The organism is Burkholderia cepacia ATCC 25416 (assembly GCF_001411495.1).
GTDB classification, from domain to species: domain Bacteria; phylum Pseudomonadota; class Gammaproteobacteria; order Burkholderiales; family Burkholderiaceae; genus Burkholderia; species Burkholderia cepacia.
In genome coordinates, this window is sequence record NZ_CP012982.1 from 3,001,948 (window position 1) to 3,028,090 (window position 26,143).

At 64.0% G+C, this 26,143-nt stretch carries 15 protein-coding genes; 10 read left to right on the forward strand and 5 right to left on the reverse strand.

Features of this window, described 5'->3' with window-relative positions; all coding sequences use genetic code 11:
* The first annotated feature begins 120 nt into the window (after positions 1 to 120).
* The 10 genes from APZ15_RS30610 (at position 121) to APZ15_RS30645 (ending at position 20,267) form a co-directional block, all read left to right on the forward strand.
* Positions 121 to 9,480 (forward strand): hemagglutinin repeat-containing protein, encoded by a 9,360-nt coding sequence (locus APZ15_RS30610; RefSeq protein WP_080982033.1) that lies wholly within the window; start codon positions 121 to 123, stop codon positions 9,478 to 9,480.
* Between the two features lie 4 nt (positions 9,481 to 9,484).
* Positions 9,485 to 9,766, forward strand: coding sequence for a hypothetical protein (locus APZ15_RS41350; RefSeq protein WP_124531892.1), 282 nt, complete (start codon positions 9,485 to 9,487; stop codon positions 9,764 to 9,766).
* A gap of 42 nt (positions 9,767 to 9,808) precedes the next feature.
* Positions 9,809 to 10,234 carry a hypothetical protein gene (locus APZ15_RS40100; protein ID WP_080982034.1) on the forward strand — a complete coding sequence of 142 codons (426 nt, stop codon included), beginning with the start codon at positions 9,809 to 9,811 and terminating at the stop codon, positions 10,232 to 10,234.
* Positions 10,235 to 10,381: 147 nt separating this feature from the next.
* Positions 10,382 to 11,821: a UbiA family prenyltransferase gene (locus APZ15_RS30615; RefSeq protein ID WP_027791804.1), complete on the forward strand. Its 1,440-nt coding sequence runs from the start codon at positions 10,382 to 10,384 to the stop codon at positions 11,819 to 11,821.
* A 14-nt stretch (positions 11,822 to 11,835) separates the two neighbouring features.
* Positions 11,836 to 13,026: a membrane protein gene (locus tag APZ15_RS30620; protein WP_027791803.1), complete on the forward strand. Its 1,191-nt coding sequence runs from the start codon at positions 11,836 to 11,838 to the stop codon at positions 13,024 to 13,026.
* Entirely contained in the window at positions 13,023 to 13,361 is a 339-nt protein-coding gene (locus APZ15_RS30625; protein WP_027791802.1) for a hypothetical protein, read from the forward strand. Before APZ15_RS30620 ends, APZ15_RS30625 begins: the two co-directional genes overlap by 4 nt.
* 17 nt (positions 13,362 to 13,378) lie before the next feature.
* Entirely contained in the window at positions 13,379 to 15,124 is a 1,746-nt protein-coding gene (locus APZ15_RS30630) for a ShlB/FhaC/HecB family hemolysin secretion/activation protein (protein ID WP_034196065.1), read from the forward strand.
* Between the two features lie 119 nt (positions 15,125 to 15,243).
* The gene (locus tag APZ15_RS30635) at positions 15,244 to 15,855 is read left to right on the forward strand and encodes a hypothetical protein (protein ID WP_226153216.1); all 612 of its coding nucleotides are present in this window, start codon (positions 15,244 to 15,246) and stop codon (positions 15,853 to 15,855) included.
* Between the two features lie 540 nt (positions 15,856 to 16,395).
* A complete protein-coding gene (gene mprF, locus APZ15_RS30640) occupies positions 16,396 to 18,990 on the forward strand; it encodes a bifunctional lysylphosphatidylglycerol flippase/synthetase MprF (RefSeq protein ID WP_027791799.1) in 2,595 nt (864 codons plus the stop codon).
* A complete protein-coding gene (locus APZ15_RS30645) occupies positions 18,987 to 20,267 on the forward strand; it encodes a virulence factor family protein (protein WP_027791798.1) in 1,281 nt (426 codons plus the stop codon). Before mprF ends, APZ15_RS30645 begins: the two co-directional genes overlap by 4 nt.
* A gap of 78 nt (positions 20,268 to 20,345) precedes the next feature.
* On the opposite strand, the gene APZ15_RS30650 is transcribed toward APZ15_RS30645, so the two are convergent.
* The 5 genes from APZ15_RS30650 to APZ15_RS30670 all read right to left on the reverse strand — a co-directional run bounded on the left by APZ15_RS30650 (position 20,346) and on the right by APZ15_RS30670 (position 26,115).
* Positions 20,346 to 20,777, reverse strand: coding sequence for a DUF934 domain-containing protein (locus APZ15_RS30650; RefSeq protein ID WP_027791797.1), 432 nt, complete (start codon positions 20,775 to 20,777; stop codon positions 20,346 to 20,348).
* Complete coding sequence (locus APZ15_RS30655; RefSeq protein WP_027791796.1) at positions 20,774 to 22,558, reverse strand: nitrite/sulfite reductase; 1,785 nt, start codon at positions 22,556 to 22,558, stop codon at positions 20,774 to 20,776. The genes APZ15_RS30650 and APZ15_RS30655 overlap by 4 nt, the downstream gene beginning before the upstream one ends.
* Positions 22,559 to 22,754: 196 nt before the next feature.
* Positions 22,755 to 23,150 carry a hypothetical protein gene (locus APZ15_RS30660; RefSeq protein ID WP_027791795.1) on the reverse strand — a complete coding sequence of 132 codons (396 nt, stop codon included), beginning with the start codon at positions 23,148 to 23,150 and terminating at the stop codon, positions 22,755 to 22,757.
* 91 nt (positions 23,151 to 23,241) lie between these two features.
* Positions 23,242 to 24,675: an aminotransferase-like domain-containing protein gene (locus APZ15_RS30665; protein WP_027791794.1), complete on the reverse strand. Its 1,434-nt coding sequence runs from the start codon at positions 24,673 to 24,675 to the stop codon at positions 23,242 to 23,244.
* Positions 24,676 to 24,804: 129 nt separating this feature from the next.
* On the reverse strand, positions 24,805 to 26,115 hold the full coding sequence (locus tag APZ15_RS30670) for an MFS transporter (RefSeq protein WP_027791793.1): 1,311 nt from the start codon (positions 26,113 to 26,115) through the stop codon (positions 24,805 to 24,807).
* Between the last annotated feature and the right edge of the window lie 28 nt (positions 26,116 to 26,143).

Here is a 26,143-nt window from a genome sequence, read left to right on the forward strand (position 1 = left end):
TCTTAAGTTAGTGTGCTTCACATATTTACGACGCTTGGCAATTGTTCACATTCATCCTATGGTTTCCTGACGGTTGATTTGCTAACGTTCATCGGATTAAAAAGACACCAATGTCGGACGATGAACAAGAAGACCTACCGCCTGGTGTATTCCAGGCTCCGGGGAATGGTGATGGCGGTCGAAGAGACAGCTACTGCCGCGGGGAAAACCGAATCCGGTGAGAGCCGGGCCGGCCGGCGTTCGCGCGGCAGCTCGGGCTTGCTGATCGCGGTCGCGTCGCTGGCGGCCGTGCCTTCGTTTGCATCGGCGCAGATCGCGCCAGTGCCCGGCACCACCACCCACGTGATCCAGACGCAGAACGGGCTGCCGCAGGTAAACATCGCGAAGCCGTCGGGTGCGGGCGTGTCGGTCAATACCTACAACCAGTTCGATGTTCAGAAAAACGGCGCGATCCTCAACAACTCGCCGACGCTCGTCAATACGCAGCAGGCCGGTTACATCAACGGGAATCCTAATTTCGGGCCCGGACAGTCGGCGCGGATCATCGTCAACCAAGTGAACAGCGCGAACCCGTCGCAGCTTCGCGGTTACGTCGAAGTCGCCGGAAATCGCGCGGAAGTGGTGCTGGCCAACCCGGCCGGCATCGTCGTCGACGGCGGCGGCTTCATCAATACGTCGCGTGCCACGCTGACGACCGGACAGCCATATTACGGCGCGGACGGGTCGCTCGCCGGCTACAACGTCAATCGCGGTCTCGTCACCGTGCAGGGCGCGGGGCTCAATGCGACGAACGTCGACCAGGTCGACATCATTGCCCGCGCCATACAGGCAAATGCGGCGATTTACGCGAAGAACCTGAATGTCGTCGCGGGTGCCAACCAGGTTGATCACGAAACGCTGACAGCGAAGCCGATCCAGGGCGACGGCGCCGCGCCTGGCGTCGCGATCGACGTCGGCCAGCTCGGCGGGATGTATAGCGAGCGGATTTATCTGGTCGGCACCGAAGGTGGCGTCGGCGTGCGTAACGCCGGCACGATCGCGGCCCAGGCCGGTGACATGACGCTGCAGTCGAACGGCCGGCTCGTGCTGACCGGGAAGACCACGGCGACTGGCAATCTCGCGATGTCGGCAGCGGGTGGTATCGACAACAGCGGCACGATCTATGCGGAGCAATCGGTATCGGCGAACACGGGGGCTGATCTCGTGAACAGCGGCACGTTCGCTGCGCAACAGAACGCGACGATTGCGGCGGGCTCGGTGAACTCGACCGGCACGCTCGGCGCGGGCGTGAGCAACGACGGCACCGTCGGGCACAGCGGCGACCTGAACGTCACGACATCGGGGCAACTGACGGCGACCAGTCAGAACCTGGCCGGCGGCAACGCGTCGCTCACCGGCGGTGGGGTGAATCTTGCCGGCAGCCAGACGGCTGCGAACGGCGCGCTCGCGTTGAACGCGACGGCGGGCGACCTCAACCTGTCGGACGCGAAGACGAGTGCGCAGGGTGCCATTACGGCGAATGCGACCGGTACGCTTGTCAACGATCGCGGTAGCGTGTCGAGCGATAGCGGCATCACGCTCACGGGCGGCAACGTATCGAACCAGGGCGGCAAGGTGTCGGCGCAAGGGCCGCTGCTGGTGCAGGCAGCCGGGCAGCTCGCCAACCGGTCGGGCACACTCGTGTCGCAAGCTGCCGCGGAGGTGCGCGGCGGCTCGATCCTGAACAACCAGGGCACGATCCAGAGCGCCGCCGGGATGACGGTGGCCGGTGGGACGCTGGACAACTCGGGCGGGCGCGTTACGTCGCTGAATGGCGATGGGTTGTCGGTGACGACGACGGGACTGCTGACGAATGCGGGCGGACCGACGGCGGATGGCGCGCAGGGCGGCGTGATAGGTGGCAACGGCGACGTCACGCTCCAGGCCGGTCAGTTGGTCAATCACGGTACGGTGACCGCCCGGCAGGATATTCGCGCGACGAGCCAGTCGCTCGATAACGGCGGCGGCACGCTGTCGGCCGGGCGAAATGCGAACCTCGATGCAGGCGCAGCACTGACGAACGCCGCCGGCAGTATCGCGGCGGGTCAGGTGGCGGCCATCAAGGCGATGTCGCTCGACAACGGTGGCGGATCCGTCAACGCGGCGCAACTGGCACTGACTGCCGGCGATCTCGCGAACCGCGGCGGGTCGATCACGCAAACCGGCACGGGCGCCATGCTCGCGGCCGTCTCCGGGACGTTCGACAACACCGGCGGTACGCTGCAAACCAACAGCACCGACCTGAGCCTTTCGCCGACCGCACTGATCAACGACCAGGGCAAGATCGCGCACGCCGGCAGCGGCACGTTGTCGATCGCGACCGGCACGCTGTCGAACAACGGCGGGCAGATCGCAACGAACGGTGCACTCGCGCTGCAAGCGGCCGCGCTGTCGAACCAGGCCGGCACCTTGAGTGCGCAGCGGCAGGCGTCCGTTGCCGTCCAGTCGCTGGACAATCGTGCGGGAGGTTACGTCGGAGCCGACAGCGTCACGCTGACTGCGCAAGACCGGATCGATAACGGCGGCGGCACGATCGAGGCGAACAACGGCCTGACGGTGGCGGCCGACAGTCTCGCGAACGACACGGGTTCGATCAAGAACATCGGTGCGAGCAGCCTGAGCGTGACCTCGACGAACGCGTTGTCGAACACGGCCGGCGGTACGATCGGCGGCAATGGCGACGTGTCGGTCCTGGCGGGCGGCATCGACAACTCGACCGGCTCGCTGTTGTCGGCGCAGGCGCTTACGCTAAAGTCGAACGGCGCGTTGACGAACACCGCCGGCCTGATTCAGGCCAACGGCCCCCTGGACGTTCACGCCCAGGGGGCGATCCGGAATACCGGCGGGCAGATCGAGGCGAACGATGCGACATCGACACTGGCGCTTTCCGGCAGCAGCATCGACAACAGTGATGGCCGGATCGTCAACGTCGGGACAGGTGCGACGACGATCGACGGAGGCGCATCGATCACGAACGGCAATGCGGCAGGCAAGCCCGGCGCGGGCGTGATAGGCGGCAACGGCGATGTGACGGTCACTGCACAATCGCTGACGAATACCCTGGGCGCCCAGATGCTGGCGGGCCGCGATCTGATGCTCGCCGTTGCCAACCGGCTCGACAATTCGAGCGGCGTGCTGTCCGCTGCGAACAATGCAACGCTGAACGGCCCGAACACGGTGCTCGTCAACCAGGCGGGGTCCATTCGCGCGAACGGCGCGCTAGGGCTGACCACCGCCTCGATAGACAACACGAACGGCAAGATCGGCAACGATGCAGGTAGCGGCGGCAGCGTGGCGTTGAATACCGGTGCGCTGGTCAACCAAGGCGGCGCGATCGGCAGCGACCGGGACCTGACGCTGACGGCCGGCTCGCTGAGCGGCGACGGGTCGGTCGTCGCCGGCCGTAACGGCAGTGTGTCGCTCGCAAGCGATTACACGCATACCGCCGCGAACAAACTGCACGCGAACGGCGATCTGACGTTCTCGACGTCGGGCAAGCTGACGAACCAGGGCAAGCTCGACGCCAATGGTGCGCTAACCGTCAACGCAGCCAATGTCGACAACCAGGCGGGCGCCGATCTGAATTCGGCGAACACGACCGTCAATGCGAACGGTGGAACGGTCGACAACGCGGGCCGAATCGAGGGCGACACGGTCACGACGAACAGCGCGACGCTGAACAACACGGCGACGATCATCGGCCGCGACGTCACGCTGAATGCTGGCGTCATTTCGAATGCCGGGGCAGCGGCCGTGATCGCTGCAGCCAATCGGGCGAACCTGTATGCGTCGAACCGGTTGTCGAACACCGGCGGGGCGAGCATCTTCAGTGTCGGCGACATCAACATCGCGGCGAACGACCAGCGAGACGCCGATGGGTTCCTCGTCAATCGCGCGCCGACGGTGTTGAACGACCAGTCGTCGATCGAGGCGCTGGGCAGCGTCGAACTGGCGGCCGATACGTTCACGAACACGCGCCCGGCTCCCGTGGTCGACACCGAGACGACCAGCGTCGACAAGAAGCATGAGACGAAGCGCAGCAAGTACATCGGTTGCCCGACCGGAAACGCGGCGCCGAATCACGGTGTTTGCTCCGATGCGACGTGGCGCGGGCCGTACAAGACGCCGCAGACCGCGACGTATTCGAGCAGCCAGTTCGTCTCCAGCACAAACGGCGACAATGCGGTCGATCGCGTGCTCGTCGTCAACGTCAACGGCCAGCCGCAGACGATCTACTACAACACGCTGACCGACAACGGCAACGGGACGTTCACGGCTGTCTACTGGGACGGCTACGACCCGCATGTCAACTACGATCCCGCCAGCGAATACGCGACCCGCAGCGACGGCCACAATGGCTACCAGCGCGTCGAGATCGCGCGCGACACCACGACGACGATCCGGCAGGACAAGGTAACGAGCCAGGCGCAGCAGGCGCAACTCGTCGCCGGCGGCAACATCGTCATGAAGAACGTGGGCACGATCAACAACGAGTACAGTGCGATCTCGGCAGGCCGGTCGATCAAGATCGGCGATACGGACGTTGCCGGAAGCGCAGGCTCGGGCGGCTACGGCGGCACGACGGTCAATAACGTCGGGCAGACGCTGTATCAGCACCAGCGGGACGACATCGTCTCCACTTATGCGTGGAACGAGAACACCAGTTCGGACGTCGGCACGATCGTGCAGCCGTCGCGGGTGTACGCGCCGGTCGCGATCGGCAATACCGGCGGCACGATCGTCGCGAACCAGTCGATCAACATCGACGCGAAGGACGTGAACAACCGCAACGTCGCAGCGGAAAACTCGGCGACGGGCGCGACCGGCGGCACGCTCGGCGCGAACCAGGCCAATGGCGGTGTGACCGGCACCGGGCAGTCGAAGGTCGGCCCCGCGACCGGGCAGAAGCCGGTCGACGCAGTGCAGTCAGTGGTGAACCCGACCGGCGTACTGCCCGACCTGAAGCTGCCGACGAGCGGCCTGTACTCGATCAATCCGGCACCCGGGCAGCCGTATCTGATCGTCACCGACCCGCGCCTTACGAGCTACACGAACTTCATCTCGAGCGATTACATGCTCGGCCAGCTCAACCTGAATCCGGCGAGCATCGAGAAGCGTCTCGGCGACGGCATGTATGAACAGCAGATGGTGCGCAACCAGATCACGCAATTGACCGGGCGCACGTTCCTGCCGGGCTATGCGAGCGCCGAGGACGAGTATCGCGCGCTGATGACCAGTGGCGCGAATTACGCGAAGCAGTTCGGCATGGTGCCGGGGATGGCGCTGTCCGCCGCGCAGATGGATGCGCTGACGAGCGACATCGTGTGGCTCGTGAACCAGACCGTGACGCTGCCGGACGGAAGTACGACGCAGGTGCTCGCGCCGGTCGTTTATCTGGCGAAGACGCACGCGAACGATCTTCAACCGACCGGCGCGCTGATCGTGGCCGACGACGTCGAGATCCGCGCAGCCGGCAGCACGACGAACAGCGGCGTGATCAAGGGCGGCACGAAGACGGTCGTGACTGCGACGGACATCCTGAATCGCGGCGGCACGATTGCAAGCAGCGGGACGAACGGCACGACGGTGGTGTCGGCGAGCAACGACGTCGTGAACGCGTCGGGGCAGATTACCGGCAACCGGGTGGCGGTGCTGGCCGGGCGGGATGTGGCCAATACGACGCTGGTGGATACGGTCGGCGTGAGCGGGGCAGCCGGCGCGAGCAAGGTGAGCCAGAGCCTGATCGGCCAGCAAGGAACGATCGCGTCGACGGGAGATCTCGCCGTGCAAGCCGGGCGGGATCTGTCGATTCATGGCGCGAATCTTTCGGCGGGCGGTGATGCGCTCGTGATGGCCGGGCACGATATCAACGTCGATACGGTTCGGTCGAAGACGGATCAGTCGTTGTATCTGAACGACCAGCATCATTGGGAAGAGTCGACGACGACGCATGTGACGAGCGGTGTCGGCGCGGGCGGCAACCTGACGATGCAAAGCGGCAACGATGCGTCGTTCAAGGGAGCGACCGTGACGGCCGGGAGGGATCTGTCGGTCGTGGCGGGTGGAAATCTGGCGGCGAAGGCGGTAACCGACGAGCATCAACTGAACAACGTCGCGGTCGACGGCCGTGCGCGCAAGGAGGTCGATCGCACATACGATCAGCAGGCTGTCGGGACGACCTTCAGTGCCGGCCGGAATGCCACCCTCGGGGCAGTCAACCGGACTGACGCGACCAAGGGCAATGTGACGTTGACCGGTTCGTCGGTGACAGCCGGTACGAACGCAGAGACGCCTGGCGGCGTGACGATCGCGGCGTCCAGGGACGTGACAATCACCGAAGCCCGCGAAGAGCACGACAGCTATCAGAACGTGCAGGTCAAGCGCGGCAGTTTCGTGTCGGGTACGGCGACAAAGGAATCGCACGATACGCGCGCGAATATCGGCGTGGCGAGCACGGTGTCCGGCGACACGGTGCAGATCCAGGCGGGCAGGGATCTCACGGTTCAGGGCAGCAACATCGTCGGCACGAATGGTGTAAAGCTTGGCGCAGCGAACAACGTCGCGATCGGGACTTCTCAGGATACCGTCCAGTCGGCGAACAGCTACGAGAAGAAAGAATCCGGGTTCATGTCGAACGGCGGGTTGTCCGTGTCGGTCGGCACGCGTTCGATGTCGGATCAGCAGCATTCGACAGACGTTAGTAACACGGGCAGCATGGTCGGTTCGCTGAACGGGAATCTGACGGTCGCGGCGGGCAACGACCTGCACGTAATTGGTAGCGCGCTGCACGCGGGCAATGACGTGAACCTCGCCGGTAAGACCGTCAAGATCGATGCCGCGACCGATACGACGAATTTTGCGGAGCAACAGCAGTTCCGCCAATCCGGATTGACGGTCGGCGTGACGAATCCGGTTGTCGCTGCGGTACAGACGGGCCGGCAAATGGCGAACGCGGCGCAGAGCGTGGGCGGCGATCCGCGCCTGCTTGCGCTTGCGGCGGCCACAACGGGGCTTGCGGCGAAGAATACCTATGACGCGGTGAAATCGGTCGGTGGCAATCCGGTGACGGCGGCGGCCAGTGTCGGTATCAACGTATCGGTTGGGGCGAGCAAGAGCGACAGCCAGACGCAGGCACAGTCGAGCACGGCGGTGGGGAGCACGGTGTCGGCGGGTCGGAATGTGACGATCGCGGCGGCTGGTGCCGGCAAGGACAGCAATATCGACGTGATCGGCAGCACGATCTCGGCGGGCAGGAACACGATGCTCGCCGCCGAAGGCGATGTGAATCTTCAAGCGGCTCGGAATACGAGCAGTCAGCACAGTACGAATAGTGGGTCGAGCGCTTCGGTGGGTGTTTCGTTCACCGTTGGCGCAAAGACTGGGGTTGCGCTCACGGCAGGAGTGGCAGGGAATCGTGGTAACGCTGACGGTGATTCGTCGACGTGGACGAATACGCACGTAACCGCAGGCAACCAACTCACCATTCAGTCGGGTGGAGATACGAATCTGAAGGGCGCGGTTGCATCCGGCAAGCAGGTGGTTGCGGACGTTGGCGGCAACCTGAATATTGAAAGCCTGCAGGATAAGGATCGCTACGATTCGAAGCAGCAGAACGCGGGCGTATCGATGAGCGTGTGTCCCCCGCCGTGCGTATCGAGCGTGGCGGGCAATGTTGGCCAGACGAAGATGAGCAGCGACTACGCCAGCGTGACCGAGCAATCGGGGATCAAGGCGGGCGATGGCGGTTTCCAGGTCGATGTGAAGGGCAATACCGATCTCAAGGGCGGCGTAATCGCGAGCAGCGACAAGGCTGTGCTGGACGGTGTGAACAGTCTGACTACGGCGACGCTGACGCATAGCGATATCGAAAATCATGCGTCGTACGATGCGTCGCAAGTTGCGCTGAGCGGTGGCTACAGCTTTGGTGGGGATAGCGGTTCGGGGGGCAGCAAGAGCGGCATCGGCAAGGATCAGAAGGGCAAGACCGATAACGTGAACCCGGTTGCAGGGACCGAATTGCCGAAGGGGAATGGTGGGCTCGCGGTTGCGCCTTCGGTTGCATTGAGCGCATCGGGCGACGCGAATTCGACCACGCGAAGCGGGATAAGCGGCGGCGCGTTGACGATTCGTGACGATTCAGCGCAACAGCAACTCACCGGTCAGTCCGCCGCTGAGACTGTGGCGAGCATCAATCGGGATACGTCAGATACCGGCGGCGCACTTGCGCCGATCTTCGACAAGGGGAAAATTCAGGCCGGGTTCGACATCACGAGTCAGTTCATCAATCAGGTCGGGACGTTTGTTACGAATCGTGCTGCGGAAGCCGATGCGGCGAACGTAGCCGCGAGTGACCCGAAGTTGACGCCGGATCAACGCGCGGCAGCGCAGAAGCATGCTGACGAACTGAACGCCAATTGGGGGCCGAGTGGTACTTATCGTCAAGTCCTGACAGCCTTGTCGGTGGCTGCGGGCGGCAATGTTACGGGGGGCGTTGGTCAATTCGCACAGAACGCTACGATTGCCTACCTGCAGGAACTCGGCGCGAATCAAGTGAAGCAGATTGCTGACAACCTTGGCAGCGAAGAGGCTCGTGCCGGTCTTCACGCGATTGTCGGATGTGCGGGCGCAGCTGCCAGCAGCCAGAGTTGCGGTACGGCTGCAATGGGAGCGGCAACGAGTTCGGTACTGGGAAGTTTGCTCGCGCCGTCAGGCAATTTGTCGGCATCGGAGCGTGAAGCGCGTGACAGTTTGGTGTCTAGTCTGGTTGCGGGGATTGCCGCGCTATCGAATCAGGATGTTGCAACCGCGACCGGCGCAGGCAAGATTGAGGCTGAGAATAATCAACTCTCGCTTCCGGGCGGCAAGCAGCAAAATCCGGTAGTAGTGGATCTGGTAAGCAAATACTGTAGTGCCACTGCGCCGTGTTCGGATGCCAAATTAAAAGAGATACTCAAGGCGCAGGCAGAGTTATCTCAGGAAGTCAATAAGCATGCGACGAACGCAGTAATTGCGGGAGGCTCTTTCGCTGCAATTGCAGGTGCTGTAATTGCAGGCCCTGGGGTGATCGAGGCATATAAGGCTGGGCAGGCAGCATATTCGTTGACTACTGGGGCTTTAACTGGTGCGGCGGTGTCTGGAGGATTTTATACAATTCCTGCTTTTGTGAAATCGGATTTCTCGTCGACTCAGGCGTTTTATGAGTCATTTGGTCGGAATTTTTCGCCGATTGGATTTGGTGTTGCTGCAACGGTTGGGGCGTATAATAGCATTTTGACCGTATCGATGCTTAACTGGGCAGGTGTTGCAAACTCACTCAAGAGTTTTGGGGCAATTCCTGGTTTTGTTATAAATGCCAATAAGCTTGCGATAAGTCAGACTGTGGGGCGAGCGGCTCAGGCCGCGGCTCAGCCTGAAAATGCGTTGCAGAAACAAAAGGAGTAGATCAATGATTGATGGTCTATGGAGTGGTCTTTTGGGTGGATTTTTGGGGCCTGTTGTTGCAAAAATTATCGGGAAATTCTCATATTGGAAGGTTTTTGTTTTCATGTTGACGTGCATTTATATTTTCATATTCTCGGTTGCGATATTTAAGTCTGGAGTTGAGAAAGGGTTTTCGACTGCGGTGGCGATTTCTTTGGGGATGCCAGGGGCATTGGTGCCGATTGGGTTTGCCGCGGTTTTTGCATTTTGCGCTTTTCTTCAAGCGCGTTCGGGTAAGAAGGGTTGATTTTTTGAGGGGTGGGGTGGTTGAAAATAAATTATTGAAGAGATGAAAGTTGTCGAGAATTGCTGGGATTGCTTGGCTGCATTTGATTGTCAGTATGGTGCTCATTTTTTTGATGGAGAGGATGCACATATATACGTCAACGACTGGCTTGGCGTGTTTGGTGCGATGGAGGACGATTTTTGCAAAAAGAATGAAGATGGATTTGTTGGGCATTGTGTTTTGGTATTTAGAGGGGTGAGTAAGTTTGATTTTGTTGTGACGCCATATGACAGGGTTGACGGCATTGTGTCATGGAAAAATCCAATCTCCTTTAATTATGTTGGCAAGCGAGGTGGCGGCGAGCAGGCGTACGAGTTGGCAGGAAGTTTACGTGGATTTGCATCGTCGGTAGGTATTTATGTCGAATCGCGAGGGTTTGAGTTGCATATTTTGGCGGAGGATGAGCCGTCGCGTCGCTCCCATGTCTGATTATTAATTTTAAATTTTATATTGAATTTGTGGGCGTTGATGGTGAGTATCAATTAATTTATTGATCGTATTTGTGGGTCAGGCTTGTTGGTGTTGTTGGTTGGGTGTGGCTGGTGAAATTAATAAATGAAAGACATAGCGGAATAAATGCGAGAGACCGGAAAACCACCGCTTGTCGTCGACCTCGACGGCACGCTGACCCCATCGGACACCCTGATGGAATCAGTGATCCACGCGGTAAGACGCAAGCCTTCAAACCTGCTGCGATTGCCATTCTGGCTCGCCGGCGGGCGCGCCGCGTTCAAGGCCAAAGTTGCAGAACACGCCGATTTTCGAGCTGAGACACTCCCGTATCGCGAACCGCTTGTCGACTATCTCGAGAGCGAACGCGAACGTGGCCGCAAGATCGTGCTCGCAACTGCCGCGCATCGTTCGATCGCCGAGCAGGTGAGCGCGCATCTCGGTCTGTTCGATTTCGTCATCGCAACTGGCGGCGATACGAATCTCAAGGGCGCGACCAAACTGGCCGGCATTCGCCGGCAGGTCGGCGACGACTTCGTCTATGCGGGTGACAGCAAAGCCGATCTGCCGATCTGGGCCGGCGCGAAAGGTGCGGTCCTGGTCGGCGTTACCCATGGTGTCGCGGCGAATGTCCGCAGCCGCATTCCGGTTGAACGAGAGTTTTCGAACGTGCGCGCAGGCTTTGCCACATGGTGCAAAGCGCTGCGTGTCCACCAGTGGCTGAAAAACCTGTTGCTGTTCGTTCCGCTGCTGACTGCGTTTGCGTTCCTCGACACCGGCAAGGTTGCCACACTCGCGCTCGCCTTCCTGTCGATGTCGCTTGGCGCGTCGGCCACCTACATCGGCAACGATATCTGGGATCTGGACAACGATCGCCGACACCCTCGTAAGCGCAACCGCGCATTCGCAAGTGGCACGCTGTCGATCGTGCAGGGGCTCGGTTGTGCGGCACTGCTGCTGACCCTGGCGTTTGCGCTGGCATTTGTGGTGTCGCCCGAATTTGCCGGCATGTTTGCGCTCTATCTGCTGCTTACGACCGCATACAGTTGGCGCCTGAAATCGATCGTGCTTCTCGATGTCGTCGTGTTGTCGTTGTTGTACACATATCGAATCATCGCCGGAGCCGTCGCTGCGGAAATCACGGTCAGCCGCTGGTTGCTCGCGTTTTCCGTATTTGCGTTCTTGAGCCTCGCGCTCGTAAAGCGCTGCTCCGAGCTGGTGCTTTTGCGTCAGCACAACAAACGCGCTTCAGCAGGCCGCGATTACCGCGTGGGCGATCTCGAAGTGCTCTGGCCGTTCGGTATCGGTGCATCGCTTGCCGCAGTAGTCGTCTTCGGCCTTTTCATCAACGCCCCCGAGACCGCCGCACGCTACGCGATTCCGCACTTGCTCTGGTTCGTGCAGATCGGCCTGATCTACTTGTTCGGCCGACTCTGGATCACCACGGTTCGCGGCGCGATGCACGACGATCCGATCGTTCATATCCTCGAAAACCGCGGCAGCTTCACCATGCTTTGCGTCATGGTGACGATCGTGCTGGCCGCTCACTTCCTTCCGGCGCCGTAAGCGGCGACAACCCAATGACGGAAAAGAACCAAAACCGGGTGCGAGCCTTCTGCCGTTTCGCCATCGTCTACGTGCTGCTGTTCATCTGTGCCGGAAACATCACGAACAGCATGCTGCTGAAATGGGGTTTCCGCGACGATCAGAAGGGCGACTTTGCAACGAGCTACAGCCTCGTCGGCATGATGAACGGCGACGCACCGAAGCCTTATGTCTACCGGTCGTCGTTTCCGACTGCCTCCAAGTGGATTGTCGAGCAGCTTGACCAGGCAAAGCAGGACACGCTGTTCAAATCGATCAAACGACATGACTCCCTGCGCAACGCTTATTTCACGAGCGTTCCGGAAGAATACTGGACGCCTGTCACGGCGCTCGTCTATCACCTGACGTACATCGCGATCGTGCTGTCGACTCTCTTTGCGCTTCTGCTGATCTATAAGCTGGCGAGGCTGCACGGACTCGGCTTCGGGCATTCCGTCGGCTTTCTGGCGGCGTTCAGTTTCGTCTATCCGTTGACGTTTCAGCAGGGCGGCTACTACTACGATTTCTTTGAACTGCTCGGCGTGCTGGGTGCGTGCTACTTCCTGATCAAGAGGCGAATGCTGGCATGCACGCTGATGATTGCCGTCTTCTCCCTGAACAAGGAAACGTTCTTTCTCGTACCGCTCGCGTTATTCCTGTTGCACGAGCGGGACGTCGCAATGTCGAGGCGCGTTGCGTGGCTCGTACTGCAGCTCGGGATCTGCATCGCGACCCGGCAGTTCATCATGAGCGGATACAGTGAAAACGCTGGCGGATTCGTCGAATATCACGTGTGGGACAACCTGAAGTTCTGGGTGAATCCCAAATCCTATTTGTCCTTTTACAACCTCATCGGCAAAGGCATCTTCACGCCGAGCCTGGAAAATCCGCTGATGGTCGTGCCACTTGCCGTGTTCTTCCTGGCAGCCTGGCGAGCGACGCCGACGCGCTACCGAAGCTACTTCTTCGCGGCATTCCTGCCCGTGCTGGTGCTGTTCATCTTTTTCGGCTATCGGGACGAGGCGCGCAATTTCTCGGTCGTGTTCCCCGCGCTCGTGTTGATTGCGCTGCACGGCGCGAACCGGTTCGACGCAATTTTCAGCAGCAGTACAGATACCTCGGGTGACAGTCGTGTCTCGCCCAATCGTCGGACGGATATCGAGGTGGCGACGGAGGCGGCGCGATGAACTGGCTGATCGTTGCCGCGAGTGGCGTGTTCGGCGGGCTCGCCAGCGTATTGCTCAGGGTTGCCGCGCTCAAGGAAATCTCACTTGGCGAGTCGGACGTACTGCCATGGATTGCACGCGGTGCCGCCGTTGCCGCTTACGGCGCAGGCTTCGTGCTTTACGCGGTCGCATTGCGCAAGACAACCCTCGGCATTGCCTATCCCACCATGGTGGCGATCTCCATGCTCGTCGTGCTGTCGTTCACAGCAATGCATGAGCATCTATTGCGGCCGATGCAGGCGGCCGGCGCATTCGTCATCCTGATCGGCGTTTGGATGATCACGCGGTACGCGTAATCCAGAGAAACCAGCATATGAAGAAAAAAATCCGGGGAGCCAACCTCGTCGCGGCTTCGGTACTGCTCGCATCGGCCGGAGTCGCGGCGCAATCCGCTTCGCCTAGCACGCTACCCGCAAGCAATGATCAGCGCGCTCGCGAGCAGGAAGAAGCGCGCGAACGCGAAAGAACCGTTTCTGCTCCTGCAGTTCGTTCATCGGTGACCGAGCGTGTCGCGTTCCCGTCATTGCCGACAGAATCGCCATGTTTCCGCATCGACCGTTTTGCACTCGACGTACCCGATTCGCTGCCCGACACGGTGAAAGCCCAGGGCGCGTCCGCGTTGCCGATGGATCGCTTCGCCTTCGCGCGCGAGTGGCTCGGTCACTATGAAGGGCAGTGCGTTGGCAAGCAGGGCCTCGACGTGCTCGTGAAAGGGCTGTCCCAGGCGATCCTTGCGCGCGGCTACATCACGACGCGCGTGCTTCTGCCCGAGCAGGATTTGTCCGCAGGCACGCTCAAGCTGGCGTTGATCCCCGGCGTCATCCGCCACGTGAGCTTCTCCGACGAGAAACTCCGCGGCACCTGGAAGACCGCCTTCCCGACCCGCGATGGCGACCTCCTGAACCTGCGCGACCTCGAGCAAGGCCTCGAGCAGATGAAGCGCGTCTCGAGCCAGGACGTCTCGATGCAGATCGTCCCTGCCGACACGCCGGGCGAAAGTGACGTCGTGCTCGACATCAGGCGCGGCAAACCCTGGACCGTCGTCGCCTCGATCGACAACTCCGGCACACGCGCGACCGGCCGCCTGCAAGGCAACCTGTCGGTCGGCATCGACAACCCGCTCGGCCTGAACGATATCTTCAACATCGGGGTGAGTCAGGATCTCGAACTCGGCGACAAGCGTCTCGGCTCGCACGGCTGGAACGGCTTCTATTCGATTCCGTGGGGCTACTGGACTGCGACGCTGTCGGCCTACACGAACACGTACTACCAGCAGATTGCGGGTGTGAACCAGACCTTCGTCGCGAGCGGCAACTCGAAGACCATCGACTTCAAGCTGAACCGCGTGCTGTCGCGCAGCCAGAACGACGTGTTCGGCGCGCAATTCCGGCTGTCGCGCCGCTTCGGCAAGAGCTTCATCGAAGACACGGAAATCCCGCAGCAGCGCCGCAACAACACGTTCGTCGAGATCGGCCTGACCGATCGCCACTACTTTGGCGGCGCGCAGTTCGACGGGATGCTCGCGTACCGGCAGGGCATCGGTGCATTCGGCGCGCAGGACGACATTCTGGCGGCCGAAGGCGGCCCGACCTACCGCTACCGGATGGCCGTGCTCGACGCGAACCTGCAGATGCCGTTCGCTATTGCGAAACAGCCGTTTCGCTATGTCGGTACCTTCCACGGCCAATACACGGGCAACACGCTGTACTACATCGACGACCTGACGATCGGCAGCCGCTATACGGTGCGCGGTTTTGATGGCGAGACGATGCTGGCAGCTGCGCGCGGCTTCTACTGGCGAAACGAGTTGCAGATGCCGATCGGGCAGACTGGGCAGGCGGTGTATGCAGGGCTCGATTACGGTCGCGTGTGGGGGCCGCAGCCCGTCGCGCTGGTCGGCACGCAATTGGCCGGCGCCGTGATCGGTGTGAAGGGAAGCGTCGGTACGCGATTCGGCACTTACGCGTACGACTTGTTCGCGGGTACGCCAGTCTACAAGCCGTCGGGTTTCCCGACCGCGCGCGTGACGTTCGGCTTCCAGCTGACGGCGCAGTTTTGACGGCGATGGCTATGTGACGGAAAGCTGGCGTAGCCCGCCAAGTGGAGAATGGGCTGCATCGATCAAGAGAGCATGCGGCATCAGTAATTAGCAATATTTAAAAAATAAGAGGGAAGCAAATGAAAATGAATCGACTGTGTGCGGCAACCGTGATCGGAGCGGCGGTACTGCTGGCGGGATGTGGCGGTGGAGATGGTGACGGTAGCGGTGCCAAGGCAACCGGTAACACCAGCAACAGCAACAACGGCTCGACCGGTTCGGCGACCGATACCACGTCGACCGATCAAACCGCCACATTCAAGTGTCCGAGCGGCTACAAGTCGATACAGGTGACGAAGAGCACGATCCCGAATGCAACGATGACGCTCGTGACCGACGATGGCGTGGCGACGTATACGTTCAAGACGCCGCAGGACGGCGTGGTTCGTGACGGGACGGTGTGTCTGGGCAAGCCCGATCCGGTTCCCGCAGGCGTTCAGGCCGATGTGATCTACGAGATCAAGACGTATGGCGGTTTCTACGAAATGTCCGACCGGAAACTGACCCTGAACTTCACGTCGAACCTCATTCCCGATCCGTCCCCGCCGGTGATCGAGCTGGCGGACGTATCGAGCGGGACGGTCACGTACAAGCCGGCTATTCAGGGGAGCCTCATTTCAACTCCGCCGAATTTCAGCCTGAGTGTCTATCCGAACGCTCCCGGTTTGTATGTGGTGCGCCTGAAACGATAAGCACCGTGCCCGGCCATGGCGAGCGTCCCGTGTCGTCAGACCGACGACTTGGCGCGTTGAGCCGCGGCAGTCATGGCGAGCACTGCTTCTTTGATATCGGGTCGCCCAGGCATCCTTGCACGTTTGGGCGGCGAAGGGCCAGCAAGATATGACAAGCTGGCCGAAAGCATTTGACCCCATTCAAAGAAGCCCGCCCGGCCTTGCGAATTCGTGCTCGTCGCGGCGCTCCGCCCGGCAGATTTCTCCCAAATGCATCACAAGTCATTCATCCGATGAAAAATCCCCGCCGGTTCCCGGTATGATGCGCACCTTGCGTTTGTCGAACGCACTATTTTTGATGCGATTTTGATGGGCGAGGCCCCACAAAACCGCACAATCCGAAGCTGAAAGATTCTGTAATATAAATTCCGTATACTCGTAAGTTCTGATCCAGGCGCCGCCTGCCATTTCCTTCGGCCGACCGCCCACGCAGAACAACCAGATACGTCGCCGCCTGGCCGTCTTGCGCCGCGACACGCTATGCACCACCACTGAACATCTATGTCTTCCCGCCACTCTGGTTCGCCCGGCCGCGCCGCGGCGGTGATCGCCCGTGTCCGGGCGCTGATCCGCAACGAGCGTGTGCTGTCGCCGCTGCTCGCGCTCGGCATCGGCCTGCTGCTGATCGTGGTTTTCCAGCACCTGTCGGAATCCGTCGACTACCGATCGGTGATCCGCGAGTTGCGTCACATGTCCGTCGGCGAGTGGGGCGCATCGCTGGCCGCGACGGCCCTCAGTTATCTCGCGCTCGTCGCCCGCGATGCGGTCGGCCTGCGTTATGTCGCCGCGAAGGTGCCGCGCGTCGCGTTGTGGATCGGCGCGATCGCCGGGTCCGCGCTCGGTAACGCGACCGGCTTCGGCGCACTGACGGGCGGCGCGGTCCGCGCACGCGTGTACGGCGTGTCGGGCGTCACGCCCGCGCAGATCGGCCGGATGACGGTGTTCACGAGCGGCACGCTGGCGCTCGCCATGGTGTTGATGACGGCGGTCGGCATGGTCTGCGTGCCGGAGGCGCTCGCCGCGATGCTGCACGTCGCGCCCGGCGTGCTGACGTGGACCGGCGCCGCGCTGCTCGTGGTGCTGGCCGCGATGGTCGCGATGTGCGGCAGCACGGCGCGCCCGGTCGTCACGCGCTTCAAGTGGCTGTCGTTCGACGTGCCGGCGCGGCGCGATCTCGTCGCGCAGGTCGTCTATGCGATCCTCGACGTCGTCGCCGCGGGCCTGACGCTGTGGGTGCTGCTGCCGGCCGCGCCGGTCGGCTTCCCGACCTTCATCACGGTGTATGCGGCCGCGCTGCTGCTGGGGATGATCGGCCATACGCCGGGCGGGATCGGCGTGTTCGAAGCCGCGATGGTCTTCACGCTCGGTCGCGAAGTGCCCCCGCACGCGATGGTCGCCGCGCTCATCGCGTATCGCGCAATCTATTTCGGCGTGCCGCTCGTGCTGTCGGCCGGCCTGCTGGCCGGTTTCGAGGGCCGCGCGCTGCGCCGCCGGCTCGTCACGCGGCAGGCCGTGCGCGTGTCGCAGCTCGCGCCGGTGTTCCTGAGCCTCGTGACGTTCGCGGTCGGTAGCATGCTGGTGATCTCGAGCGCAACGCCCGCGTTCTGGCACCGGATCGCGATCCTGCGCCACCTCGTGCCGCTGTGGGTGCTCGAAGGCTCGCAGGTGATCTGCAGCGTGCTCGGCGTCGCGCTGCTGTTCGTCGCGCGCGGGCTGCTGCGCCGCCTCGACGGTGCGTGGTGGATGACCTTCGCGCTGACGCTCGCAAGTCTTGCGCTGTCGCTCGCGAAAGGCCTCGCGTTCGTCGAGGCCGGCGTGCTCGGCACGCTGCTGGTGCTGCTGCTCGTCAGCCGCCGCCGCTTCAACCGCCATTCGTCGCTGCTCGCGGAGCGCTTCACGGTGAGCTGGTTCGTGTCGGTGGCGATGGTGCTGATGCTGGCCGTGTGGGTGCTGTTCTTCGCGTTCCGCGACGTGCCGTACACGCGCGAGCTGTGGTCGCATTTCTCGTTCGACGCGCGTGCGCCGCGTGCGCTGCGCGCGACGCTCGCAGCCGGCGTGTTCGTCGCGCTGTTCGCGCTGTGGCAACTGCTGCGCCCGGCGCCCGGCCGTTTCGTGAAGCCCGCGGCGCAGGACCTGTCGGATGCCGAACGGATCATCCGCGCGCAGGAATGCAGCGATGCGGGCCTCGCGCTGATGGGCGACAAGTCGTTCCTGTTCTCCGAATCGCGCCAGGCGTTCCTGATGTACGCGAAGTACGGCCGCACGTGGGCCGCGCTGCACGACCCGGTCGGGCCGCGCGAGGAATGGCCTGCGCTGATCGGCAAGTTCATCGCGCTCGCGCACGCGCACAGCGGTCGTGCGGCGTTCTACCAGGTGCGCGCCAACGCGCTGCCGCTGTATCTCGACGCGGGGCTCACGCTGATGAAGCTCGGCGAGGAAGCGCATATCGCGCTCGACCAGTTCGACCTGAAAGGTTCGAACCGGTCGCATCTGCGCTACGCGCTGCGCCGCGGCGACAAGGATGCGCTGACGGTCGAGGTGATCGCACCGCCCGACGTGCCGGCCACGCTGCCGGCCTTGCGCGACATCTCCGACGGCTGGCTCGACAGCCGCGACGCGCGTGAGAAGAGCTTCTCGGTGGCGGCGTTCCACGACGGCTATCTGGCGACGCAGTCGGTGATGCTCGTGCGGCAGGCCGACAAGCCGATCGCATTCGTCACGTTCATGACGACCGACCTCAACACCGAGGCGACGGTCGGCGTGATGCGGCACCTGCCGGACGCATCGCCGTACGCGATGGAATATCTGTTTACGCAGCTCGCGCTGCATCTGAAGGAAGCGGGCTTCCGCAAGCTGAGCCTGGGCATCGCGCCGTTCTCGGGGATGGGGGCGGCGAAGATGCCGTCGCCGTGGCACCGGGTCGGCCTGATGGTCTGGCGCTTCGGCGGCCGCTTCTACAACTTCCGCGGCTTGCGCGCATTCAAGAGCAAGTTCGAACCGCACTGGGAGCCGCGTTATCTCGCGGCCTCGGGCTCGGTCGGCGTGTTCGTCACGCTCGCGGACCTGTCATTGCTGGCTGGAGGTCGGCGTTCATGATGTTGAAGAAGGGAATCGCGCGGGCGGCAGCCGCCTGCGCGGGAATGATGCTGGCCGGCGCCGCGTGCGCCACGCAGCCGGCCGCGGTGAAAGCCGAAACCGTATCGGGCGGCCGCTACGGGCCCGTGACCGTGACCAAGCCCGGCGGGCCGCTGCGCGGCTTCGTCGTGCTGTTCTCGCGCGAGGCCGGCTGGAGTGCGGCCGACCAGCAGGCCGCCGATGCGCTCGCGAAAGCCGGTGCGATGACGGTCGGCGTCGATTCGGAGCGTTACGCGACGAATCTCGCCGCGAAGCAGGAGACCTGCCACCACCTCGACGGCGACGCCGAAGCGGTCAGCCACCAGCTCGAACGCCTCGCGCAATCGTCGCGCTATTTCACGCCGATCGTCGCGGGCGTGGGCCAGGGCGGCGCGATCGCGAAGCAGATCCTGTCGATGGCGCCGGAGAACACGATCGCCGGCGTCGTATCGGTCGGTTCGGCGGCCAGGCTCGATCCGCGCTTCAAGCCGTGCCCGCCCGATCCGACGATCGTGCGCCGCGCGATGCCGGGTTTCGTCGAAACGGCGGCCGCGGGCGATTCCGCGAAGCTCGTGTCGCTCGTCACGTCGCACCTGAGGGACACCACCAGCAGCGACGAACTCGACGTGTCGGATCTGCCGCTCGTCGAGCTGCCGGCCAAGGTCGGCAACGGCCAGCTCGCGATCGTGATCTCGGGCGACGGCGGCTGGCGCGATCTCGACAAGACGATCGCCGAGGCGCTGCAGCGTGACGGCGTGTCGGTGGTCGGCATCGACAGCCTGCGCTATTTCTGGAGCGAGAAGCCGCCGGCGCAGGTGAGCCGCGATCTCGCGCGCGTGATGCGCACCTACATGGCGCGCTGGCATGCGAATCGCGTGGCGCTGGTCGGCTACTCGTTCGGTGCCGACGTGATGCCGTTCGCGTACAACCGGCTGCCTGCCGACCTGCGCGACAAGGTCGCCGTGATGTCGCTGCTCGGCTTCGCGCCGGCCGCCGATTTCCAGATCCGCGTGACGGGCTGGCTCGGCATGCCCGCGAGCGACAAGGCGCTGAAGGTCGCGCCGGAAATCGCGAAGGTGCCGCCGCAGCTCGTGCAGTGCTTCTATGGCGCGGAGGAGAAGGACACGATGTGTCCGGCGCTCGTGAACACGGGCGCCGACGTGATCAAGACGCAGGGCGATCACCACTTCGGCCGCGACTACATCGCGCTCGAGAAGAAGATTCTCGGCGCGTTCGGCAAGCCGGTGGCGGCGCGCTGAACGCCGGCGCCCGCTTCGCGGCGGGCGCCGGCCGGACCTTTCCGGTTCTTCGTACGGGCGGCCAGCGTGCCGCCCGTTTCATTTTGCGGCGGGCGTTGCCGCGTTCTGCTGCGGCATCGCCGTTCTCGCATCGTGCTGATAGAAGCCCGGGAACCGGTCGAGCTGCCGCCGCGCGGCCGTGATGTCCGTGCCGTCGCCGAGCACCGCGCTCGAAAACCCGGTGCGCTCCATCAGCAGCAACTGGTCGACCAGCACCTCGCCGGTCGCGCGCAGGTCGCCGGCGAAGCCGTAGCGCTTGCGCAGCAGGTAGGCCTGGCTGTATGCACGGCCATCGGTGAACGACGGAAACTGCAGGTCGATGCGCGCGGCCTGCGCGATTTGCGCGGCAAGCGGCGGCAGTTCCTCGTCGTTGCCGATCGTCAGCGTCGCGGCGTCGTGCCGCTGCGTATCAGCGGCATGTTCGACCGGCGTCAGCAGCCGGATGCGTTCGGTGGGATGTTCTGGCTTCATGCGGGCTCCACCTGATGGCGCGCGTTGTTCGCCGCGGCCTTGAAGGGTTCCGTGCCGATGCGGCGTACGGTGTCGATGAACCGTTCGCTGCGGCCGTCGTTGTCGATCCGCGCGTCGAGGTACGCGTTGACGATCGCTTCGACGACATCGACGATCTCGTCCGCCGAAAACGACGGGCCGATCACCTTGCCCGGCCGCGCCGGGCCGCTCGCGGTCGAGCCGTCCGAGCCGCCGAGCGTGACCTGGTACCACTCGGCGCCGTCCTTGTCGACGCCGAGGATGCCGAGGTGGCCGCTGTGATGATGGCCGCACGAGTTGATGCAGCCGCTGATGTGCAGGTCGATGTCGCCGACGTCGTGCAGCATGTCGAGATCCTGGAAGCGCTCGGCGATCGCGTCGGCGATCGGGATCGAGCGCGCGTTCGCCAGCGCGCAGAAGTCACCGCCGGGGCACGCGATCATATCCGTCAGGAGTCCGACGTTCGCGCTGGCAAGCCCGATCGCGCGGGCGTCTTCCCACAGCAGAAACAGGTCGTCGACATGCACCCATGGCAGCACGACGTTCTGCGTGTGCGTGACGCGCGCCTCGCCGGCCGAGAAACGGTCGGCGAGATCGGCGAGCGCATCGAGCTGGTCCGGCGATGCGTCGCCCGGTGCCTGCAGGCGGCGCTTGAACGACAGCGTGACGATGCGCAGCGCCGGGTCGCGGTGATCGGCGACATTGCGTGCGAGCCAGCGCGCGAAGGCCGGATGGTGTGCCGCCTGGGCCGACACGCGCAGGTTCGCGTCGCGCAGGCTGGCCGTGCGCGGCTTGAGGCGCGGCGCGACGAACGACGCGGCGACGCGGTCGAACTCGACCTGGGCGATCGTGTGCAGCCCGCCGTCGTGTTCGACGATCTGGCGGAACTCTTCCTCGACGTCGTCGATGTAGCGTTGCCCCTCGGTCTTCACGAGGATCTTGATGCGCGCCTTGTACTTGTTGTCGCGCCGTCCGTAGCGGTTGTACACGCGGACGATCGCCTCGATGTAGTTCATCACGTGCTGCCAGGGCAGGAACGCGCGCAGCAGCGTCGCGATCGTCGGCGTACGGCCCATCCCGCCGCCGACGCTCACGCGAAAGCCGAGTGCGCCCGTATCGTCGCGCACGAGCTTGAGGCCGACGTCGTGCCAGTCGGTCGCGGCACGATCCTCGGCTGCCCCGGTGATGGCGATCTTGAACTTGCGCGGCAGGAACGCGAATTCGGGGTGCAGCGTCGTCCACTGGCGCATCACCTCGGCGAACGGGCGCGGATCGGCGATCTCGTCCGGCGCGACGCCGGCGCGCTCGTCGCACGAGATATTGCGGATGCAGTTACCGCTCGTCTGGATGCCGTGCATGTCGACGGTCGCGAGCAGGTCCATCACGTCGGCGGCCCTGGCGAGCGGAATCCAGTTGAACTGCACGTTGGTGCGCGTTGTGAAATGCGCGCTGCGAGTCGGCAGGCGCAGCGTGCCGAGCAGGGCCTGCGCGTCGCATGCGGCGCGGTAGGTGGCGTCGTCGGGCACATCGTAGTCGCGCGCGATCCGCGCGAGCACGCGCAGCTGCGCGCTGGACAGTTCGCCATAGGGCACGGCCACGCGCAGCATCGGCGCGTGGCGCTGCACGTACCAGCCGTTCTGCAGGCGCAGCGGCCGGAACGCGTCTTCGCTCAGCGTGCCGAGCTGCCAGCGCTCGAGCTGGTCGCGAAACTGGGCGGCGCGGCTGTGCACAAGCGCCCGGTCGAAAACGGTATATCGATACATGACGTGATACGCGAGAGGAGCCACGGCACGATGCGCACGGCTCGGGAGGGCGTTGCGACGGGTGTCAGGCAACCGGAGACAGCGTAGGGAACGCGGGGCGGCGGGACAAGCAGCAGATCGGGACGAAAAGGGCGCAGCAGATGGCCGGCGAGAGGCCGGTGCAGGCCGGGCATGCGTGCATGCCCGTGACGGGTGCTTACGCGTCGGCGTCGACGACGAGCGCCGGATCGAGCGCGCGGATGCGCTGGTCGATGAAGTAGCCGCCGCCTTCCTGGTAGCGCAGGAACAGCCGGCCGCACGCGCGGCAGCGGCTCACGGTGCAGCGGTTGTACGGGAAATGGCGCAGCGCGATCGGTGCGTCGTCCGACGCGTAGCGCGTGCCGGCCGGATGATATTCGGCGTAGGTCGGCTCAGCCTCGCCGGGCGGCGTGAGCGTGGCGACTTCGGTCAGTTGCGCGTCCTGCAGCGATAGCGGCAAGGTCGTCCATCCGGCGAGCGGCGTTTTCGTGCAGGTGCACGGCTGCGTGACGTGCGCAGCTTCGGTGGCCAGTTTCAACAGCGCGTCGTGATCGAGGTAGGGCAGTTGACTCATGGGAAGTCGTGAAGAGGCGGCGGGATCAGCACTGTAACCCGCGCACGGGTTGCGTGCAGGGTCGTGACGCAGGCGGCGCACCGTGCGCGCTTCAATCGCCCTTGCGGACCGACGGCTGCGCGACCAGTTCGCCGAGCACGCGGATCGCGCGTTCGATGTCGCGGCTCCACGGATGACCGAAGTTCACGCGCACGCAACGTTCGAAGCCGTGCGCGGCCGAAAACAGCGGCCCCGGCGCGAAACTGATCCCGCGTGCGATCGCCTGGCGATGCAGCTCCATTGCGTCGATCGCGTCGGGAAACGCGAGCCACAGAAAATAGCCGCCTTCGGGCCGCACCCATTCGACGCCCGCCGGCAGCCAGCGGCGCAGCGCGTCGTCCATCCGGTCGAGCTGCGTGTGCAGCGCGCCGCGCAGCTTGCGCAAGTGCCGGTCGTAGCCGCCGTGCTCGAGATAGTTCGCGATGCCGGCCTGCGCGGGAATGCTGGCCGACAGCGTCGTCATCAGCTTGAGCCGCTGCACCTTCTCCGCGAACCGGCCGGCGGCGGCCCAGCCGATCCGGTAGCCGGGCGCGAGCGTCTTCGAGAACGAGCTGCAGTGCATCACGAGGCCGTGCCGATCGAACGCGCGCGCGGGCAGCGGGTAGTCGGGGCCGAAATGCAGCTCGCCGTATACGTCGTCCTCGATCAGCGGCACGTCGCGCGCGGCGAGCAATTCGACGAGCGCACGCTTTTTTTCGGTGGACAGCGTGACCCCGGTCGGATTCTGGAAATTGGTCATGAACCAGCACGCGCGGATGTCGTGCCGGTCGAGCGCGTTCGCGAGCGCATCGAGATCGAGGCCCGTGCGCGGATCGACGGGAATCTCGACCGCGCGCAGGTCGAGCCGTTCGATCGCCTGCAGCGCCGCATAGAAGCCGGGCGCTTCGACGGCCACGACGTCGCCGGGCCGCGTGACGGCCATCAGGCACAGGTTCAGCGCTTCGAGCGCGCCGTTCGTGACGACGATCTCGTCGATGGGCTGCGAGATGCCCGTCGCGAGATAGCGCCGGGCGATCTGCTGGCGCAGCGCCTCGTTGCCGGGCGGCAGGTCGACGACCGTGCTCCACGGGCTGACGAGCCGCGTGGCCTGCGCGAGCGATTTCGCGAGGCGCGGCAACGGGAACAGTTGCGGCGACGGGAATGCGGAGCCGAGCGGCACGATGCCGGGCTGCGTGGCCGCGTCGAGGACGGAGAACACGAGGCTGCTGATGTCGACCTTGCGCGTGGCGCCGGCCCGTTTCACGCGGCGCGTGGGCGCCGGGCCCGCCTCCGGCGTCGCGCCCGGCGCGACGTAGTAGCCCGAGCGTTCACGCGCACGGATCAGCCCCCACTGTTCGAGCAGGTAGTACGCGCGAAACACCGTCGACTGGCTCACGCCGTGCTGCGCGATGATCTGCCGCAGCGACGGCAGGCGCGTGCCGACGGCGAGGTTGCCGTTGCGGATGTCGTCGGCGATCGTATGGGCGAGGGTTTCGTAGCGTTTCATCGGCGAGGGTGGCGCGCGCCGTCGCCGCGCGCGGGCCGGACTGGCGCCGCGCCGGCGGGCGCGGCTCATTGTCCGATGCGCGGCCCGAAAAGGAAAGTGCACGCGTGCCGGCCGCGCGTTCTCGCCGCGTCAGGCCGCGTTCGGCTCCACGTTCCGCCGGTTCGCACCGCCGCGCAGCGGCGGCAGCGGCTCGACCTTGCCGACGATGAACAGGTACGACAGCGCGCCGACCACGCACAACGCGCCGGCCACCGCGAGCGGCACGACGAACGAGCCCTTCGTGATCGACAGCATCACGCCCGTGAACGTCGTGATGAAGATCCCCGCGAGATTGCCCGCGAAATTCTGGATGCCGCCGAGCGACGCGACATGCGCCGGCGTCGGCGCGACTTCGCCGACGAGCGTCCATACATTGGCGCCCGCGAACGACAGGCTGGCATACGCGAGCGCGAACAGCGCAAGGCACGCCCAGACGTTCTCGACAAAGGCCGACAGCGCGATCGACGAAGACAGCAGCATCCCGAGCACGAGGCAGGTCTTGCGCGCGGCGGTCGCGCTCCAGCCGCGGCGGAACAGGCTGTCCGACACGTAGCCGCCGAGCCAGCCGCCTGGAATCGCGAGCAGCGCGGGCAGCATGCCCCACGTGCCGAGCGACGCGAGCGAGAAGCCGCGCGACTGCAGCAGGTAGCTCGGGAACCACGTGATGAAGAAGTAGATCGCGAAGTTCAGGCAGAACAGGCCGATCATCATGCCCCACACGGTGCGATAGCGGAACAGGTCGAGCCACGACACCTTCGGGCCGTCGGTTGCGGCCGCAACGGCCGGTGCGCCGCGCTGCGCGAGCAGGGCATCGACGGCGTCAGGCGCGATCGCGCGATAGCGTTCCGGGTCGCGATAGACGAACCACCACGCCAGCGCCCACACGATGCCGATGCCGCCCGTGATCACGAACGACCCGCGCCAGCCGACGATCGAGATCAGCCACGCGACGAGCGGCAGCGACAGCGCGGAGCCGACGCGCGAGCCGCTGTCGAAGATGCTGCTCGCGAGCCCGCGTTCGCTGCGCGGGAACCAGTTGAACGCGACCTTCGCGAACGACGGGATCGCAGCCGCTTCGCCGACGCCGAGCATCAGCCGCACGCCGACAAGCTGCGCGAGGCCGCGCGCGGCGCCCGTCGCGACGGTGAACACCGACCACCAGCCGACCGCGAGCGCGAGGCTCACGCGCACGCCGACCTTGTCGATGAACCAGCCGGCCGGCAACTGCAGGAACGCGTAGGTCCAGAAGAACGCGCTCAGCACGAGCCCCATGCCGACCGCGTCGAGGCCGAGGTCGGCGCGGATGCTGGGCGCCGCGATCGCGAGGTTCGCGCGATCGATGAAGTTGATGACGTTGGCCAGGAAGCACATCAGGATCATGGCCCATCGGATGCGTGGCATGGGGTGTCTCCGTGCGGAATGTCGTGAC

Bases quoted from the DNA above. Each gene is read 5' to 3' on its own strand.
- mprF (WP_027791799.1), top strand. From the start codon at position 16,396: ATGTCTTCCCGCCACTCTGGTTCGCCCGGCCGCGCCGCGGCGGTGATC.
- APZ15_RS30620 (WP_027791803.1), top strand. From the start codon at position 11,836: ATGACGGAAAAGAACCAAAACCGGGTGCGAGCCTTCTGCCGTTTCGCC.
- APZ15_RS40100 (WP_080982034.1), top strand. From the start codon at position 9,809: ATGAAAGTTGTCGAGAATTGCTGGGATTGCTTGGCTGCATTTGATTGT.
- APZ15_RS30625 (WP_027791802.1), top strand. From the start codon at position 13,023: ATGAACTGGCTGATCGTTGCCGCGAGTGGCGTGTTCGGCGGGCTCGCC.
- APZ15_RS30660 (WP_027791795.1), bottom strand. From the start codon at position 23,150: ATGAGTCAACTGCCCTACCTCGATCACGACGCGCTGTTGAAACTGGCC.
- APZ15_RS30635 (WP_226153216.1), top strand. From the start codon at position 15,244: ATGAAAATGAATCGACTGTGTGCGGCAACCGTGATCGGAGCGGCGGTA.
- APZ15_RS30665 (WP_027791794.1), bottom strand. From the start codon at position 24,675: ATGAAACGCTACGAAACCCTCGCCCATACGATCGCCGACGACATCCGC.
- APZ15_RS30615 (WP_027791804.1), top strand. From the start codon at position 10,382: ATGCGAGAGACCGGAAAACCACCGCTTGTCGTCGACCTCGACGGCACG.
- APZ15_RS41350 (WP_124531892.1), top strand. From the start codon at position 9,485: ATGATTGATGGTCTATGGAGTGGTCTTTTGGGTGGATTTTTGGGGCCT.
- APZ15_RS30650 (WP_027791797.1), bottom strand. From the start codon at position 20,777: ATGAAGCCAGAACATCCCACCGAACGCATCCGGCTGCTGACGCCGGTC.
- APZ15_RS30645 (WP_027791798.1), top strand. From the start codon at position 18,987: ATGATGTTGAAGAAGGGAATCGCGCGGGCGGCAGCCGCCTGCGCGGGA.
- APZ15_RS30630 (WP_034196065.1), top strand. From the start codon at position 13,379: ATGAAGAAAAAAATCCGGGGAGCCAACCTCGTCGCGGCTTCGGTACTG.
- APZ15_RS30610 (WP_080982033.1), top strand. From the start codon at position 121: ATGAACAAGAAGACCTACCGCCTGGTGTATTCCAGGCTCCGGGGAATG.
- APZ15_RS30655 (WP_027791796.1), bottom strand. From the start codon at position 22,558: ATGTATCGATATACCGTTTTCGACCGGGCGCTTGTGCACAGCCGCGCC.
- APZ15_RS30670 (WP_027791793.1), bottom strand. From the start codon at position 26,115: ATGCCACGCATCCGATGGGCCATGATCCTGATGTGCTTCCTGGCCAAC.